Source organism: Pontibacter sp. GD13 (assembly GCF_058216355.1).
The window spans coordinates 22,194-38,174 of sequence record NZ_JBYZMQ010000005.1 but is presented as its reverse complement, the minus strand read 5'-3'; the positions used below and the strand labels follow the sequence as shown (position 1 = coordinate 38,174).

Here is a 15,981-nt window from a genome sequence, read left to right as displayed (position 1 = left end):
CATTTGCAGGAAGCCCTTTTTAATTGCGTTTCGCACAAACTATTTTGCTTTCTCCTCGTCTTTCTTATCCTGCTTCTCAGGCTTCATCTGTGGGAAGAACAGGACATCCTGAATGGAGTGCGAGTTGGTCATGATCATGCTCAGTCGATCTATACCGATGCCAAGCCCGGCGGTAGGCGGCATGCCGTATTCCAGGGCGCGCAGGAAGTCCTCGTCCAGCACCATGGCCTCTGTATCGCCACGCTTGCCCAGTTCCAGCTGCTCCTCAAAGCGAGCACGCTGATCGATCGGGTCGTTCAGCTCGGAGAAGGCGTTACAGATTTCCTTGCCGTTACAAATGGCCTCAAAGCGCTCTACCAGCCCCGGCTTGTCGCGGTGCTTTTTGGCAAGCGGACTCATTTCCACAGGATAGTCGGTGATAAAGGTCGGTTGGATGAGGTAAGGCTCACAGGTTTCGCCGAATATCTCGTCAATGATCTTTCCTTTGCCTAGGGTAGGGTCTATTTTAATGCCCAGCTTCTCCGCCGTTTGGCGAAGCTCCGGCTCCTCCATACTGGAGATATCGATCTTGGTGAAGTGCTCGATGGCTTCAAACATGGTAAAGCGCTTCCAGGGGCGCTGGAAGTTGATCATATGCTCGCCCACCTGTACCTGGGTTGTTCCGTGCAGGTCCAGGGCTACTTTCTCTACCATTTCCTCTACCAGTTCCATCATCCAGTTGTAATCCTTGTAGGCTACATACAGCTCCACCTGGGTAAACTCGGGGTTATGGAAGCGGCTCATGCCTTCGTTGCGGAAGTCTTTGGCAAACTCGAACACGCCGTCGAAACCACCCACGATCAGGCGCTTTAAGTATAACTCGTTGGCAATGCGCAGGTACAGCGTCATGTCCAGGGTATTGTGGTGCGTTTTAAACGGACGCGCCGCAGCACCACCGTACAGCGGCTGCAGGATAGGGGTCTCTACTTCAAGGTAGCCTTGGCCGCTCAGGTATTGCCGCATGGAGTTCACCAGCTGCGTACGTTTTCTGAACGTCTCGCGTACATCCGGGTTCACAATCATGTCTACGTAGCGCTGGCGGTAGCGCAATTCAGGGTCGCTGAAGGCATCATACACATGCTCCACGCCATTCTCGTCTACCTCACGCTTTACAATCGGCAGTGGCTTCAACGATTTGGTGAGTACTTTCAGCTCGGTTACGTGCACCGACGTTTCACCTACCTGCGTCACGAAAACATACCCTTTGATCCCGATGAAGTCGCCGATATCAAGCATTTTCTTGAACACGGTGTTATACATCTCCTTGTTCTCGTCGGGAGCGATATCGTCTCTGGAAACATAGAGCTGGATGCGGCCTGTGCTGTCCATCAGCTCGGCAAAAGAGGCTTTGCCCATAATGCGGCGGCTCATTAAACGCCCTGCCAGCGTTACTTCCTGGTAGTTGTTCTTCTCGGTATCGAAATTTTCCTTTATCTCTTTTGCAGTGGCAGTAACTTCAAATGTTTCAGAGGGATACGGGTTGATGCCCATTTTTTCCAGCTCTTCGCGCTCGTGGCGTCTGCGTAGTTCCTGTTCGCTCAGTTGCATGCAATTATACTAAAAGTGTGTCGTGTATATCAAAGCGCAAAATTGGGAAATAATCGGCAGCTTTTAAACAGTTAATTGTTAATTGTTGAGCGCCTGTACCCTAAACCAAAACACCTGCAAGTATAAACCTGCAGGTGCCTGAAGTATGTATGGTTTGGCTATTGTTACGCAGCCTGACCAAACTCGTAATCCTCTTCCCCAAAAAGCGGCCTGATCTGCTTCTGAAACCTGGCTGCTACAAAGGAGTTTTGCAGGTACTGCGGCAGTTCTTTTACAAAGGCATCGTACTGCTGCACCCCCATGGCCAGGGCCACATAGCTCTCGTGTATGCCATTCAGATAACTCACGATCTCCAGCAGCGACTCATGGAAAAGTTTGAAGTCTATTTCGGCCTGCACGAAACGCTCAATCTCGCGGTGTGAGGTTGAAATACGCAGCCGTGCCATCAGGTCGAACAGGGTAGTGTAGCCTATGCGCCAGGTAAGCTGCTGCCAGTGCTGCGGACTGAACTTTTGCAGCACCTCGCCTGACTTACTGCTGCGGATGGCGGTGGCAGGGTTGGCCTGCACATGCTGCCGTACGGCCTTTGCCTTTTGTTTCCGGGTAGTACGCAGAAACTGGCCTACCTGCGCCTGCGCCTCCAACTCTTTGCCTGCAATCTGCAAGCCGGGCTTATAGTGGGCCAGGGGCAAACGATGCACGTTAAAATGGCCGTAATGGCCCGAAGCATAAAAGCCCATGGCTCGGGGATAGGCGTTTTTAACCACCAGCCTGCCGGCCTCGCGCAAGATCCAGTCTTCGTTGTTAGTTTTCATGCCACGCGTACACAAAAAGGCCTGCAGACTCGCAAACACAGCGTAATAAGCCTGCGGGAATGTCCAGTGCAGGGCGTTGCGCATGTACGCCTCGTCTCCGAGTTCTGCCGTAGCCCGCAACGCATACTCCGTATTCCAGCTGTTTACCAGGTGACGCTTTACTGTTTCAAGGTCCTGCTCACTAAGGGTAGCCTGTGTTTCCCGCAGAAAAGCCAGTTGCTCCAGTCCATTGTCCTCAGAGGTTTTCAGGTGATAATTGATCGCAAAAAAGTAGTTCAAAAATACCTGCGCCGGAATGGATTTATGCCATTCCTTATCCAGCTCAGCCTGCTCCTGCTGCCCGATCCGGATCACGTTTTCTTCTGCTTTCTCTCTCATGGTTTTATAACAATTATGAGGCATTTACAGTTGCATAAAAGGGATTAAATCGATTCATAAATTAGGTATTTAAATGGCTGATTATCAATTATATAATTCATGATTTAGCCAGAATTAAAATATTTTTTTCTTGGCTTTGGATGCTAGTTTTTCAGAATGCGTAAAGAGGGTTTGAGGGGGTGGTTTAAAGATGAAAAGTCAAGGATAATCAGAGTTTCAAGATCAATTTTTTTGACGGTATAAAAACTGGTGACATGGATTTATCATACATACTAAACGAGCTAGGGGAGGAGCGGCAGAATTATTACAATGCCGTTGCCCCGCCTATTATCCAGACAAGCAATTTCGCCTGTAAAACTGTGGCCGAAATGCGCTACATGCTACAGCATGAAACGGAGGCGCATTTGTACACAAGGGGCAATAATCCTACAGTAACTATTCTGGAGAAAAAGGTGGCGGCGCTGGAGGGTGCTGAACATGCCATCGCTTTCGGAAGTGGCATCGCTGCCGTGTCGGCTGCCGTACTTTCGCGGGTAAAGGCAGGCGACCATGTGGTGTGCGTGCAAAAACCCTACACCTGGACCAATGCCCTGATGCAAAAGTTTTTGCCCCGTTTTGGGGTGGAGGTAAGTATGATCGATGCCACGGACACTGCAAACTACCGCAACGCCATCCGGCCCAACACCAGGCTACTGTACCTGGAAAGCCCGAACTCCTATACGTTTGAGCTGCAGGATATCGCCGCAGTGGCAGCGCTTGCCAAGGAGCACGGCTGCAGCACGATCATCGATAACAGTTACGCCAGCCCCGTCAACCAAAACCCCCTGCAGTTTGGCGCAGACCTGGTGGTGCATTCCTGCACCAAGTATATCGGTGGGCATTCTGATGTGATGGGGGGCATTATCTGCGGCACCCGGGAAGAAATTAACAGGATATTCGAGCGGGAGTTCATGACGCTGGGTGCGGTTATGTCGCCGCACGACGCCTGGCTACTGATCCGGGGTTTACGGACGCTCCCTGTCCGGATGGAGCGCATTGCTGCCTCTACCCGCAGGGTGGTGGCCTACCTGGAGCAGCACCCGAAAGTTGAGAAAGTATACTTCCCTTTTTCACCGACACACCCGCAGTATGAGCTGGCACAGCGGCAAATGCGCAACAACTCAGGGCAGTTCTCCATCTTGCTGAAAACAGACGACATCAACCGGGTAGAGAGGTTTTGCGACCAACTGCAGCACTTTCTCATGGCTGCCTCCTGGGGTGGGCATGAGTCGCTTATCTTCCCGATTGCGGCCTCTTATACCAAAGGGGGTTTAAAACCGGGGTTGCCCTTTAGCCTGGTGCGGTTTTACATTGGCCTGGAGGAGCCGGATTACCTGGTTCAGGATCTGGAGCAGGCATTGCAGGTAGTTTAACCGGCAGAATAATCGGTTTCTTAACGTGTAGGCTATAATTTTGATAAAAGTCTGTAAGTCAGGTAAAATTTTAATATAGAGATAACACTAGATATTAAAATTCAGATTAGATTTGTATATTATTTCAAGCGTTTTGTGAGCAGCGGCTCTGTGTGGCTGCGCGGTTACAGGAAGTTTGTTTCAACAGAAAATCAACCTAATCAATATCTAACTTCTACCTTTTATGATCAAACATTTACAAAAAGTTTCTGTCCTTGCGATTGTAGGCTTTGCATTTTTTATTGGCGTTGATGCGCAAGGACAAGCTAATCCGGCAGCACAAAACCTGCCATTCAGCACAAATTTCAGCAGCATGCAAAGCACAACAGTGCTGCCTAACGGCATTGCCGCCTGGTTCAGCGATTTTCAAAACTCCAAGGCCGGGGCCGAAGCCTCTTCGCCTAGTGCCGATGCGCCTATTTTGGCTACCGCAGCGAAGCAAACCAGTAGCAGCAATGTGTACAACTACACCCTTAACAATAATAACAGGCTCTATATCCAGCTGACAGGCAGCAGGGCCAACCAGATCGCCGCCGCCGTTAATACAACGGGTAAGTCTAACATCAGCATCGCTTATGACGTGGAACTGGTAAACGACCAGCCGCGCGCCGTGGGGGTTACCCTGCAGTACAGGGTCGGCAATGCCGGGGCCTGGACTACCATAGCTGAGTCAGACTATAGCAGTGAGAACAAGTCAGCAGAGGGGAATGTGCAGGCGTTTATGGTTAGCCTGCCCGCAGCCGCCGAGGACAAACCGGAAGTGCAACTGCGTTGGGCAACTTATGAGGTGGTAGTTGCAGGAGCAAGTGGCGCGCGCGATGGTATAGCTTTGGATAACATTGTTATAAGTGAAGCCACCACCACTGGTATTGCAGATGCTACCAAAGGCATGTTCAGTGTTTACCCGAACCCAATGCAGAATCAAAATGTAAGTTTGTCACTCCCTGGCCATGTTGCGGATCAGAAAGTAAACCTGACGGTATACTCTGTAGAAGGAAAAGTGCTTTTGCAGGCTACTGGTAGCCAGGCAAAGGTGCAGCAGTCGCTGAACGAGAAAATGGCTTCTTTGCCTAAAGGAATGTTCTTCGTGAACGTGGCAGCCGGAAAAGACATTTACCAGACGAAGTTAATGAAGAACTAAATCAACTCTTCTTACTTACTTTTTAAAGAGTCCTGCCGCTGAAACAGCGGCAGGACTCTTTTTTATAGCCGGTATTCGGCAGGCGCTTCTGTTTTTATTTGGTACTTGTGCATGCTAGAAACCGGCAGCGGCATCGTCCCCGCGTGGGTCGGCACCTGCCTCCAGGTTTCCGTTAGGCAACACGCGTATACCATCCACTCTGCCATAAGGTCCTCTTTCCTGAAGGGTATAGCCTTTTTTCCGGAGAATGGCCCGCACTGTCGGGCTGATGGCCTCCGGTTCGTGCTGGATTTCATCGGGCAGCCATTGGTGATGAAAGCGGGGAGCAGCCACAGCCTGTTGCATGGTCATGTTATGCGCGACAACGTTCAGTATGGCCTGGTAAACAGAGGTGATGATCGTGGAGCCACCGGGTGTCCCGACCACCATGAAGAGCTTGCCGTCTTTTTCAAGTATGGTGGGGGTCATGGAGCTGAGCATGCGCTTGCCCGGAGCAATGGCGTTGGCTTTCCCGCCTACCAGGCCGTACATGTTCGGCTCGCCGGGCTTCACACTGAAGTCGTCCATCTCGTTGTTCAGCAGAAAGCCAGCGCCTTGTACCACCACTTTGGAGCCATAGCCGCCATTAAGGGTGGTTGTAACGGATGCTGCGTTGCCAGCGGCGTCCACAATACTGAAGTGCGTGGTTTGCTCTGACTCGTGAACGGGCAACGCACCGGCTTTGATGTCGGCGGAGGCAGTTGCCCGGGCTAGGTCTACGGAGCTCATCCTGTTTTTCAGGTAAGCCGGATCAAGCAACTGCTCCACGGGCACCGTCACAAAATCGGGGTCGCCCAGGTAGGTGGCCCGGTCAGCGAACACGCGGCGTTCGGCTTCCGTCATCAGTTGGATTGCCTCGGGGCTTTGCCAGCCATACTTGCCGATGGGGTAGGCCTCTACCATGGTGAGCAGTTGCAGCAGGGCCACGCCGCCGCTGGAGGGCGGGGCCATGGAGATGACTTTGTAGTTTTTATACTTGCCTATAACTGTCTGGCGCCACACGGCGGCGTACTTTGCCAGGTCCTGCTTCGTGATAATGCCGCCGCCCTTTTGCATCTCCTGCACGAGCAGGTCAGCCGTTTCGCCAGTGTAAAAGCCATCTCTGCCTTGGTCTCGGATACGCTCCAGGGTTTGGGCAAGGTCGCTGTGGCGCAGTACGTCGCCTGCTTTCCAGGGCTGGTCCTGCACCAGATGTGGCCGGAAGTTGTTATACTTCACAAACATTGCTTTGGTATTGTTGAGGCCGGCGGCTTCTTTCTCGGTTAGCACCACGCCGTTTCGGGCCAAATCGATGGCAGGTTGCACAAGATCGGCCCAGGGCAGGGATCCCAATTTCTGGTGCACCCGGTACATGCCATCCACCGTGCCGGGCACCCCGGCAGCCAGGTGCCCGGCTGTACTCAGGCCATCCACTACCTTGCCGGCTTTATCCTGGTACATGGTTTCGGAGGCAGCCGCAGGGGCCGTTTCGCGGTAATCCAGCGAGCCGGTATTTCCGTTATTGTCGCGGTAAACCAAAAAGCCCCCTCCGCCAATGTTTCCGGCTGCGGGCAAAACAACAGCCAGCGCAAATTGAGTGGCTACGGCAGCATCGTAGGCGTTGCCGCCTTTCCGCATGATCTCCATCCCGATACGCGAAGCCTCGGGGTGGGCAGATACGACCATGGCTTTCTCGGTCGTATAACCAAGCCCCGTGTCGGCTTTCTGATTAAGCGTGCCGGTGCAACTGCTCAGCAACACCGGAGCGAAGGCCAGTAACATAAACCAGGCCCGAAGGAAGGTGTGGCCAGGTCGGGGGGTGACGTAAAGGTTAGTTTTAAGCATGATGCGAGGTTGGGTTAGCCCTAAATATATAAAAAAAAGCGCCAGCTACTGTTCATAGCTGGCGCTTTTACAAGATCTTACTCCTTACTTTTTAAGGTCCTGCTGAATGACGGCTACTGCCTCTTCAACGTAGATATCCTTTTTTATGCTTTTCAGGAATTCTTTGTTTCGAGCGGCCTGTGCCGTATCAGAGCCCATTGCTGTCAGGTCCTGCTGCAGGCGGTTCACGTTTAGCACTGGCACGTCTTTCTGTGCTTCCTCATAGCGCTTGGCCTCCGCCTCTGACTTTCTTTCTTCCGCCAGGTATTTGTCAAACTGCAGCGAACGAACCGTGTTGTCGGCTTGTCTCTTCAGCCGTTCTGCACTGTCTTTAATCAAGCTGAACGATTTACTGTTCGAAACCCGCTGGCGGCTGTTAGCCTGCACCTGCGCCACATTGATCTTGCTATTCATCCAGGTTTTATACTTGGCCGGGGTTATTTCATCAAAAGGCAGCGGGTAATCCTGCTCTTTTTCGCCAAACTCCAGGTAACTGTACACATCAGGCAAGATCACATCAGGCGTAACGCCCCGAAGCTGCGTGGTGCCACCATTTATCCTGTAGAACTTCTGGGTGGTTAGTTTAAGGGCGCCAAACGGTTTAAAAGCATCAAACTGCGACGGTAACGCATCGTCAAGCTCAAAGAACTGCTGCACGGTGCCTTTGCCATATGTAGGACTGCCAATAATTACGGCACGCTTGTAATCCTGCATAGCAGCTGCTAAAATCTCCGAAGCAGAGGCACTGTTGGAATTCACTAAAATAGTCAGCGGGCCGTCATACTGTATCTGCGGATCGCGGTCTTCTAACACAATGGCTCTTCCGGCAGCCGTTTTCACCTGCACGATCGGGCCCTTGTCGATAAAGAGGCCGGCCATTTCTACGGCATCCGAAAGAGAACCGCCGCCGTTATTACGCAGGTCCAGGATAAGGCCTTTCATGCCGGCGGCTTTCAGTTTCTCTACTTCTTTCTTCACATCGGCCCCACTGTTGCGGCCGCCATTGCGCTCGAAGTCGGCATAAAAGCCCGGAAGTTTGATGTAGCCAATTTTCTCCTTGTCGTTGATCATGGCAGACTGCGCATAGGTTTCCTCGAACACGATCACATCCCTAACAATAGGAATAACCTTGGTAGAGCCATCAGGCTTTTTAACCGTTAAGCGAACCTCTGTGCCTTTTTTACCACGAATCAGCTGAATAGCGTCATCGAGGCGCATGCCTTCGATCACCACAGGCTCATTAGGGCCTTGTGCTACTCTCTGTATAGCGTCGTTGGGCTTCAGGTCGCCTTGTACATACGACGGGCTGCCCGGCACTATTTCCATTACCTTGATCTGTCCGTCTTTTTCCTGTAAAGAGGCGCCTATGCCTTCCAGGCGTCCTGTAAACTCGATGTCGAAATCAGACTTGGCCTTTGGTGGGAAATAGCCCGTGTGCGGATCGTACACGTTTGCAATGGCGTTGATGTAAGTGGATCTACGGTCTTCGGTGTTTACCTTTGCAAGGCGTGTGTAGAGGTCATCGTATGTTTTGGTGAGTTTTTCGCGCGCTTCTTTTTCCATCTGCTCAAAACTCTTTTTCTCCGTTTTGCTGTCTTTAGCAAGGGCCTTTTCCTGCTCTTTTTGCATGTCGGCCAACCGTACCAGGGTCTGGTACTTCAACTGCTTTCTCCATTCCTCTTTCAGAGCGGCCTTGTCTTTGGCGTAAGAGAGCTTCTTGCCATCCAGCTCAATGGTTTCGGCTTTAGAAAAATCGAAAGGCTTAGCCAGAATGTCCTTGTAGAAAGCGGCAGACTCCTGAACGCGTTGTGCTATGAGTGCGGACGATACATCAAAAAGCTCGTAAGAGCCCGCGCGCAACTGATCGTCGATGGCATTCTCGTACTGGCTTAGCTTCTCAACATCCGAAGCCAGTAAAAACTTCTTGTTGTAATCTAACCGCTCCAGGTACAGCTTAAAGGCTTTTTTAGAAAAAGCGTCATCTATTTTTTCAGGCCGATAGTGTCCGGTACTTAAGCCCTGCATCAGGGCCTTGATCAGGATCTCGTTCTTGCCTTCCGGGGTTCCATCAGACTTATTGTAAAGTATAAAGGAGCCTGTCAGTAAAACAACTGCGAGTACCGACAATATTATTTTGAATCTGGTTGTCAATGATAGCATCTAGTTAAATATGTTGAACCTGTTTAGTGAACGCAAAAGTAGTGCCGCTTATTAGTGAGATTTTTAAATTAGTGGCTTATAGTACGTAATGTAGCATAATTACTTTTAATTCCATAGCCTGGGCTATAAGTAAAACAGCCTTATGCCCGCTGCCGCGCACGGTCAGGATTTACACATAACACACAGCCGTGTGCTATTGTTTATTATAACTCTAAGTCAGGTTTTTTCGTTTCCATTTGTAAGAACTAAATATTTAAAAGCTATGAATGACAAGGATAAAACAGTAGATGTATTACAGGAACTTAATCAATTTGTGAACGACCGGATTGAAGGCTACAAGCATGCGGCTAAGATAACCAAAGACCCCGCGCACCAGTCGTACTACAAGGATCTGGTGAATCAGAGTACAAGATTCTCGAACGAGATAAACAGCACCATTAGCAGCTACGGCGGAGACCCGGAGAGCGGCACGACTGCTAAGGGCAAAATTTACCGTGGCTGGATGGATGTAAAAGGGACCGTTACCGGAAGCGATGAGGAATCAGTAATTGAGTCTAACATTTACGGGGAAGAATGGGCTCAGAAAGCCTACAACGATGCCCTGGATCACAAAGCGGAGTTGCCTCAGAACGTAGTGCAAATGGTAGAAAAGCAGAAGCAAACCTCGCTGGCTACCTGCGAGCGCCTACGCCAGATGAAGGAATCAGCAGATTAAGTAAAATAAATATTTCTTTGAAATGGGTTGCCACACATGGCAGCCCATTTTTTTTAGCGTCTATAAGATCAGCGTAAAACAATGCAACGAATACTCTTTTTTGGAGATAGCCTGACAGCAGGCTATGGCCTGCCTGCTTCGCAGGCTTACCCGAGTTTGGTGCAAGAAAAACTGCAGCAGAATGGATATGATTACCAAGCCATTAACGCAGGCCAGAGCGGAGATACCACTGCTAACGGACTGCACCGGCTGGACTACTGGCTGCACACACCCGTTGCTGTTTTTGTGCTTGCCCTGGGGGCAAACGACGGCTTACGGGGCATTCCGGCCCGTGAAACCAAGCAGAACCTGCAGCAGATCATTGATAAAGTGAAATTGCAATCGCCGGATGCTAAAATTTTGTTGGCAGGGATGGAGATACCCGCTATTGTGCCCGGGCGATATGCGGCGGAGTTCAGAAAGTTGTTTCGGGAACTGGCTCTGGAAAATAATATCTCGTTTATTCCTTTTTTACTGGAAGGCGTGGTGGGGATGCCTCATTTAAACTTGCCCGATGGTATACACCCGAACGCCGCCGGTCAGGTAATTCTGGCCAACCACATGTGGGGGGCGTTGAAAGACCTGTTAACAAAATAAACACCTACGCCTGAGCCATACTTTAAAGGCCTAATTATTTGCCTCCTCCACTACTTGCTCCGAAATGCCGCCGTCTCTGTTTTTGAGTTCAAGTTCGTAGGCGGCTGCCTGCTCCATGTGGGCCCGTAATTCTTTTTGGGTGGTGCGCGCCCAAAGCGTGAAAGCGGATGCATCTGCCTGCCTTACACCCTCCAGGGCATCGTCGAAATCATCGATAGCATCTTTCTGTGAGTCCTTTAGCGTGTCCCATAGCTCCAGGTCATACTTATAGTTGGTTGCTTTCTCCTGGCGCATGTCATTCAAAAATTTTCTTTGATCTTCGTCAAGTTCTTGCGGCAGTGCCACGCTATAACGCTTCGAAAGATCCTGCAGCTCGTTTTCTTTAGTGGTAGCCCAATTCAGCAGGTCCTGCCCGTATGCTTTTGCGTTTTGGGTTTCACTTTTTTCGAGCGCCAGGCGGGCCAAATCTTTTTGCAGCATTATATTGCGTACGGCAGTCGTAAAAAAGGTCTGCCGCTCCGGCGTTAAAGTAGAATCTGCTCCGGCTACAATAGCACCATTTTCCGTTTCATCCGCTATATTTTCGTTTTGCCCTGAATTGCAGGCATTAAAACTACATATCAGAAGAGAGCACACTATGGTTAATATTTGATTTTTCATAGTTTACGGGATTTAGAGATACGTGTATACCTGTTGCATACGGTTAGGGCGCAAATTGTTTGCCCTGTGCCGGGCTAAGTTTCGAAGAGGTTGTAGATCGTACAGGTTTAGCCATGAAAAGGGTATTGGTAATGGATTAAGGTAGAATCCATTGCCTTCCACCATCAACTTCTCATTTTGAATAAAGGGAAACAGAACGCAGGCTACAGCAAGACCCATTAAAAAGCCTGCCTGCTCTAATGAGCAGGCAGGCTTTTTATGATTAGCAGGGAGTACTATTAATAATAGATATGCTCTCCTCTGTTTTTCTGAAAATGTGTTTCGAAATAACGGGCATCTTCGGATGAGTGCGGCTTGAAACCAAGTACAATGTTACCCTCTTTGATACCTGTTTCGTATACTTTGGCTCTTTCTTCCGGAATGCCGGCACCTACCAGGGCGCCAATCAGTCCACCAGTTAAACCCCCTGCACCAGCACCGGCTAAACCTGCTGCCAGCGGGCCAGCAACAATTAAGCCCAAACCAGGGATGGCTACCGAGGTGCCAATTGCTGCAACAGCACCGATAATTGCACCTAGCGTACCACCAATGGCGGAACCAGCACCTGTGCCTTCTAATGATTTGTTACCAAGTTCAGTTCTGTCTTCCTCATCTGTATCCTCCACGTCTGCGAAGTGGCGGTCTCTTGCTTCATCAGACATGACAACGTTGATATCGTCTTTGTCATATCCGCGTGCTCTCAGTTCGTTGTAGGCACGCTCTGCACTTTCTCTGTCACGGAACATAGCGGTCATCATTCCCGCATTTTCATCTTTATCCATCATAGCTTTTTCTTTATAGTTTTATTCACTAATAATTATTTGCAACCCCTAATAATACACAGTTGCTTCAGGTTTATAATAACGGGGCACTTGTTTTTAGGTTACGAAAGCAGGTGGCGACAGGCCATTTTGGCAGCACACTTATCCGGAATCACATGTTGATCCGCCACCTGCGCAGAGCTTACTTTTGAGGGGGCACAAGCACTTTGTCGATCACGTGCACCACACCGTTAGAAGCATTTACATCAGCCTTGATAACTGTGGCTCCGCCCACATGAATTGCCTGCCCCACTTTCGTAACTATAAGCTTTTCCCCCGTTGCAGTCATCATGGGCATGTTGTCCTGCATTTCAGGTGACGTGATCCTGTTGGGGAGCACATGGGCTTGCAGCAGCCGCGTAAGTTCAAGCTTGTTGCCGGGTCTTTTAAGTGCTTCCAGTGTGCCTGCAGGTAATGCCGCGAAAGCCTCATTGGTGGGGGCAAATACCGTGTAAGGCGCAGGGCTTTCGAGCACCGTAACCAAGTCAGCGGCCCTGATCAGTTCCAACAGCGTGGATAGGTTCGGGTTCTGCTGCACCAAGGCCACGATATTCATTTCGCGGCCTATTTCGTTGTCGGCCGACACGTTGTCATTCTGTGTGCCTTCCGCCGACATATCCGTGTCCGGATCCATCGGTGCCTGGGCGCCTGACTCATCTTCTTTTATTTCGTTTTCCAGTGCTGTGCCTGCTGTAACATCGGTGCCAGTATCAGAGCTGGCGCAACCAATTAAGAGCAGTGAAGCAACAGACAATGAAAGAAACGCATGTGTGACTTTATTTTTCATTGTTAGTGATATTTTTATGTAATTATCTGTTTTTAAATTTACGAAACGCACCTGAAAAAAGGCCCAACTGACAGCAGAGGGCCTTTTTAAATTAAGCATTGTGTACAACTTAGTACATGCCTCCGTCGGTAGCATCTTCGCTTGGCATAATAACGCTATCCACTACGTGGATTAGGCCGTTAGATGCTTCCACATTTGGTACCAGAATAGTTGCACCCCCAATCAGGACGCGTGTACCGTTAAGCTGTGTATTAACAGGGATATACTTATTCTCTGATATTTTAATACGTTGAGAGGAATTGAACTGAGAAGAGGGAACTTCAGACGGCAGTACATGCACGCGAAGCACTTCGATCAGTTTGCTCTTGTTTTCGGGTAACATCAGCATTTCCAGTTCCTGTTGCGATAATTTCGCAAACGCTTCGTTTGTCGGAGCAAAAAGGGTGAAAGCTCCTTCTCGCTTCAAATCATCGCTCATGCCAGCGGCTTCTACCAACTGCACAAAAGTGCTAAGGTTCGGGCTCGTTTTCGCCAGCGACACCAGGTCATACTTTTCGGTGTCCATGTTTTTAAACATTTCATCTACCTCCACGGTGTTTTTAAGAGACAGCGTGGCGATTGGAACCGTGGCAATGGGGGCCACTACGGCTGTTTCAACAACCACCGCATCAGCATCATCCATGTCGTCTTTGGCGCTACCTGCCATCGTTTGCGTTTCACTCATTGTTACCCCGTCGCTCATGGCGGTTGTATCGTTCATGTTTTCAGAACTGGCGCAGCTAAAGAGCGTGGCCGATGCCAGGGCCGCTACGGCCAGTGGTTTCATTTTTATAATCTTCATAGTTTTTCAGGTTTAGTTAAACAATTGGTTTCATTGCCAGGCTAAGAGCAATGGCAATGAAACACTTTTCAATTCCGGTTATACAGTAGTTAACTCCTCCGGATTTATAATAGGGAGTTAATATCCTCCGGTACTTGTAGAGGTTTGAATTACTCCATCCACTACATGCAGCATGCCGTTGGATGCCTCCACATTTGGCTTTACGATTCGGGCTCCTCCTATCATTACATTGTTAATATTGTCCACTGACACATCAACGAATTTGTCTCCTGCGGCTTCAATGCGTTGGTTATTCTTAAACTGCATAGAAGATACTTTGGAAGGAAGCACATGGAGTTGCAGCACCTTAATCAGCTCGGCCTTATTCTCGGGCTTCATAAGCATATCCAGCTGCGCTTGTGGCATTTTTGCGAAGGCTGCGTTAGAAGGGGCAAATACAGTAAAAGGACCCTCACCCTGTAACACGTCGGCCAGGCCGGCGGCCTGCACCAGGTTAACAAAGGTGGATAATTCCGGGCTGGTTTGCGCGAGTGATACGATGTTGTACTGTGCGGTATTGCTGATATCCTCAAACATGGTATTGTAATCCATGTCCATGTCAGTATCCATGTCCATGTTTGCGTCCATGTCAGTTTCTACCTCAACGTCACCTGCCATTGTTTGGGTTTCACTCATAGAGGTGTTATCCTCCATGGCAGTGGTATCGTTCATTTTGTCTGAGCTGGCGCAGCTAAACATGGTCATGGAGGCCATGGCTACTATAGCCAACGGGTTTAACATTAATTTTTTCATAGCTTTCAGTTTAAGTTCTCAGGATTTTATCATCCTCTCAACTAGAGTTAAACTGAAATTTGTGCTAAAATGTTAGACACCAGTAAGCAGAGCAGGTTTTTTAAACCAGCCAACACTAGACTATACTATAAAAGAAAGGGTGTTTACTAATTAATTATACACCTTTACTACAAAGACGTAATCTTTCAGCTTTTTTAGCTGCTGTGGCCTGGAACTACCGGATAAGGTATTCTTTTTAGGTAGCGTTAGCGGTGATAAGGTAGTGGACGCCGGTAATTCATTGATCATTTGCAACAAATATGCCGACTTGATGGCAAAAGCAGCACCTTCCTGACCAGCCTGCTTGCCACTTATCACCCCAATCAGGTTACCTTTATCGTCGAGTAACGGACCGCCACTATTGCCCGGGTTAAGCGGAATGGAGATCTGGTAGGCCGTTGTGTCGCCCTCAAAGCCAGTTACGGAGCTCAGTGATCCTTCGCCAAACACGATATCCTCGCGCGGATAGCCCAGGGTGTAAACGCTTTCTCCTAAATCAGACTCGTTGGTCTTAAAAGTATAAGGCAGCTTGTCGAACCCGGCAAAAGCAGGATCAGAAACTTTCAGGATAGACAGGTCGTGGATCTCGTCGCGGTAAACCTCCACCACTTTATACTTTGATCCGGACTTGTTTTCGATCATGATGGAATCGGCGCCCTCCACCACATGCGAGCTGGTTACCAGGTAGCCGGCTGCGGATATCGCAAAACCGGTACCGTAGAAAGCAGCGGGCTGTGGTACAGGTTTAGAGGCATCGTTGATGCCGTTAATGATAGCGGTCTGGGTTTTTTTGAGGCGCTCCACCTCGCGGCGAAGTTCTACGTAACGCGCTGTTTGCTGCTGTACCGGAGATTTGATCTGCTGTGCCGTCCAGAGGGCGCCGAACACGGCCATGATGGAAACACTGGCGGCTACGGCAGCAGTTTGCTTATGACGATTCCAGAATACTTTCCAGCCATTGGGGGCTGTTTCTGTCGCGTTCTCGGTATCGAGGTCGGTATGGATGCGATCGAGTTGCTGCCGGAGCGACTGGCGCTGGCCATACGCACGCATAGACTGCAACAGCGACTGATGCACGCGCACCTGGCTGGCCAGCCGTGCATCGGTTTGCATAAGTGCCTCAAAGGTTAACAGCTCCTCGGCCGTCATCTCACCTTTTAGGTAGCGTTCTATCTGTTCGTAAGTGCGATACTCTAACATCTGTACTTCTCTTTTAG

The 15,981-nt window shown here is 49.8% G+C and carries 14 protein-coding genes; 4 read left to right on the top strand and 10 right to left on the bottom strand.

What is annotated here, in order from left to right; all coding sequences use genetic code 11:
* Positions 1-39: 39 nt before the first annotated feature.
* Together lysS and AC4BAN_RS08950 are read right to left on the bottom strand one after the other, a co-directional pair.
* Entirely contained in the window at positions 40-1,587 is a 1,548-nt protein-coding gene (gene lysS, locus AC4BAN_RS08955; RefSeq protein ID WP_490564057.1) for a lysine--tRNA ligase, read from the bottom strand.
* 164 nt (positions 1,588-1,751) lie between these two features.
* Entirely contained in the window at positions 1,752-2,780 is a 1,029-nt protein-coding gene (locus AC4BAN_RS08950) for a hypothetical protein (RefSeq protein WP_490564056.1), read from the bottom strand.
* 254 nt (positions 2,781-3,034) lie between these two features.
* On the opposite strand from AC4BAN_RS08950, the gene AC4BAN_RS08945 reads away from it, so the two are divergent.
* Complete coding sequence (locus tag AC4BAN_RS08945) at positions 3,035-4,192, top strand: trans-sulfuration enzyme family protein (protein ID WP_490564055.1); 1,158 nt, start codon at positions 3,035-3,037, stop codon at positions 4,190-4,192.
* Positions 4,193-4,415: 223 nt separating this feature from the next.
* Positions 4,416-5,372, top strand: a complete 957-nt coding sequence (locus AC4BAN_RS08940; RefSeq protein WP_490564054.1) for a T9SS type A sorting domain-containing protein — start codon at positions 4,416-4,418, stop codon at positions 5,370-5,372.
* Positions 5,373-5,486: 114 nt separating this feature from the next.
* Here the strand turns inward: AC4BAN_RS08940 and ggt are convergent, their stop codons facing one another.
* Both ggt and AC4BAN_RS08930 read right to left on the bottom strand, forming a co-directional pair.
* The gene (gene ggt / locus AC4BAN_RS08935; RefSeq protein WP_490564053.1) at positions 5,487-7,235 is read right to left on the bottom strand and encodes a gamma-glutamyltransferase; all 1,749 of its coding nucleotides are present in this window, start codon (positions 7,233-7,235) and stop codon (positions 5,487-5,489) included.
* Between the two features lie 84 nt (positions 7,236-7,319).
* A complete protein-coding gene (locus AC4BAN_RS08930) occupies positions 7,320-9,401 on the bottom strand; it encodes a carboxy terminal-processing peptidase (RefSeq protein ID WP_490564052.1) in 2,082 nt (693 codons plus the stop codon).
* A 295-nt stretch (positions 9,402-9,696) separates the two neighbouring features.
* Here AC4BAN_RS08930 and AC4BAN_RS08925 point away from each other — a divergent pair, with 295 nt between their 5' ends.
* Both AC4BAN_RS08925 and AC4BAN_RS08920 read left to right on the top strand, forming a co-directional pair.
* On the top strand, positions 9,697-10,149 hold the full coding sequence (locus AC4BAN_RS08925; protein WP_490564051.1) for a ferritin-like domain-containing protein: 453 nt from the start codon (positions 9,697-9,699) through the stop codon (positions 10,147-10,149).
* An 81-nt stretch (positions 10,150-10,230) separates the two neighbouring features.
* Positions 10,231-10,785, top strand: coding sequence for an arylesterase (locus AC4BAN_RS08920; protein ID WP_490564050.1), 555 nt, complete (start codon positions 10,231-10,233; stop codon positions 10,783-10,785).
* 30 nt (positions 10,786-10,815) lie between these two features.
* On the opposite strand, the gene AC4BAN_RS08915 is transcribed toward AC4BAN_RS08920, so the two are convergent.
* From AC4BAN_RS08915 to AC4BAN_RS08890, 6 genes are all read right to left on the bottom strand, one after another.
* Entirely contained in the window at positions 10,816-11,445 is a 630-nt protein-coding gene (locus AC4BAN_RS08915) for a DUF4142 domain-containing protein (RefSeq protein ID WP_490564049.1), read from the bottom strand.
* A gap of 278 nt (positions 11,446-11,723) precedes the next feature.
* Positions 11,724-12,269 carry a hypothetical protein gene (locus AC4BAN_RS08910; RefSeq protein WP_490564048.1) on the bottom strand — a complete coding sequence of 182 codons (546 nt, stop codon included), beginning with the start codon at positions 12,267-12,269 and terminating at the stop codon, positions 11,724-11,726.
* 178 nt (positions 12,270-12,447) lie between these two features.
* On the bottom strand, positions 12,448-13,092 hold the full coding sequence (locus tag AC4BAN_RS08905) for a fasciclin domain-containing protein (RefSeq protein WP_490564047.1): 645 nt from the start codon (positions 13,090-13,092) through the stop codon (positions 12,448-12,450).
* 109 nt (positions 13,093-13,201) lie between these two features.
* Positions 13,202-13,933 (bottom strand): fasciclin domain-containing protein, encoded by a 732-nt coding sequence (locus AC4BAN_RS08900; RefSeq protein WP_490564046.1) that lies wholly within the window; start codon positions 13,931-13,933, stop codon positions 13,202-13,204.
* Positions 13,934-14,050: 117 nt separating this feature from the next.
* Positions 14,051-14,725, bottom strand: coding sequence for a fasciclin domain-containing protein (locus tag AC4BAN_RS08895; protein ID WP_490564045.1), 675 nt, complete (start codon positions 14,723-14,725; stop codon positions 14,051-14,053).
* A 150-nt stretch (positions 14,726-14,875) separates the two neighbouring features.
* Positions 14,876-15,964 (bottom strand): S1C family serine protease, encoded by a 1,089-nt coding sequence (locus AC4BAN_RS08890; RefSeq protein ID WP_490564044.1) that lies wholly within the window; start codon positions 15,962-15,964, stop codon positions 14,876-14,878.
* Between the last annotated feature and the right edge of the window lie 17 nt (positions 15,965-15,981).

Excerpts from the sequence above, each read along its gene's own strand:
- lysS (WP_490564057.1), bottom strand. The coding sequence starts at position 1,587 with ATGCAACTGAGCGAACAGGAACTACGCAGACGCCACGAGCGCGAAGAG.
- AC4BAN_RS08950 (WP_490564056.1), bottom strand. The coding sequence starts at position 2,780 with ATGAGAGAGAAAGCAGAAGAAAACGTGATCCGGATCGGGCAGCAGGAG.
- AC4BAN_RS08945 (WP_490564055.1), top strand. The coding sequence starts at position 3,035 with ATGGATTTATCATACATACTAAACGAGCTAGGGGAGGAGCGGCAGAAT.
- AC4BAN_RS08940 (WP_490564054.1), top strand. The coding sequence starts at position 4,416 with ATGATCAAACATTTACAAAAAGTTTCTGTCCTTGCGATTGTAGGCTTT.
- ggt (WP_490564053.1), bottom strand. The coding sequence starts at position 7,235 with ATGCTTAAAACTAACCTTTACGTCACCCCCCGACCTGGCCACACCTTC.
- AC4BAN_RS08925 (WP_490564051.1), top strand. The coding sequence starts at position 9,697 with ATGAATGACAAGGATAAAACAGTAGATGTATTACAGGAACTTAATCAA.
- AC4BAN_RS08920 (WP_490564050.1), top strand. The coding sequence starts at position 10,231 with ATGCAACGAATACTCTTTTTTGGAGATAGCCTGACAGCAGGCTATGGC.
- AC4BAN_RS08915 (WP_490564049.1), bottom strand. The coding sequence starts at position 11,445 with ATGAAAAATCAAATATTAACCATAGTGTGCTCTCTTCTGATATGTAGT.
- AC4BAN_RS08910 (WP_490564048.1), bottom strand. The coding sequence starts at position 12,269 with ATGATGGATAAAGATGAAAATGCGGGAATGATGACCGCTATGTTCCGT.
- AC4BAN_RS08905 (WP_490564047.1), bottom strand. The coding sequence starts at position 13,092 with ATGAAAAATAAAGTCACACATGCGTTTCTTTCATTGTCTGTTGCTTCA.
- AC4BAN_RS08900 (WP_490564046.1), bottom strand. The coding sequence starts at position 13,933 with ATGAAGATTATAAAAATGAAACCACTGGCCGTAGCGGCCCTGGCATCG.
- AC4BAN_RS08895 (WP_490564045.1), bottom strand. The coding sequence starts at position 14,725 with ATGAAAAAATTAATGTTAAACCCGTTGGCTATAGTAGCCATGGCCTCC.
- AC4BAN_RS08890 (WP_490564044.1), bottom strand. The coding sequence starts at position 15,964 with ATGTTAGAGTATCGCACTTACGAACAGATAGAACGCTACCTAAAAGGT.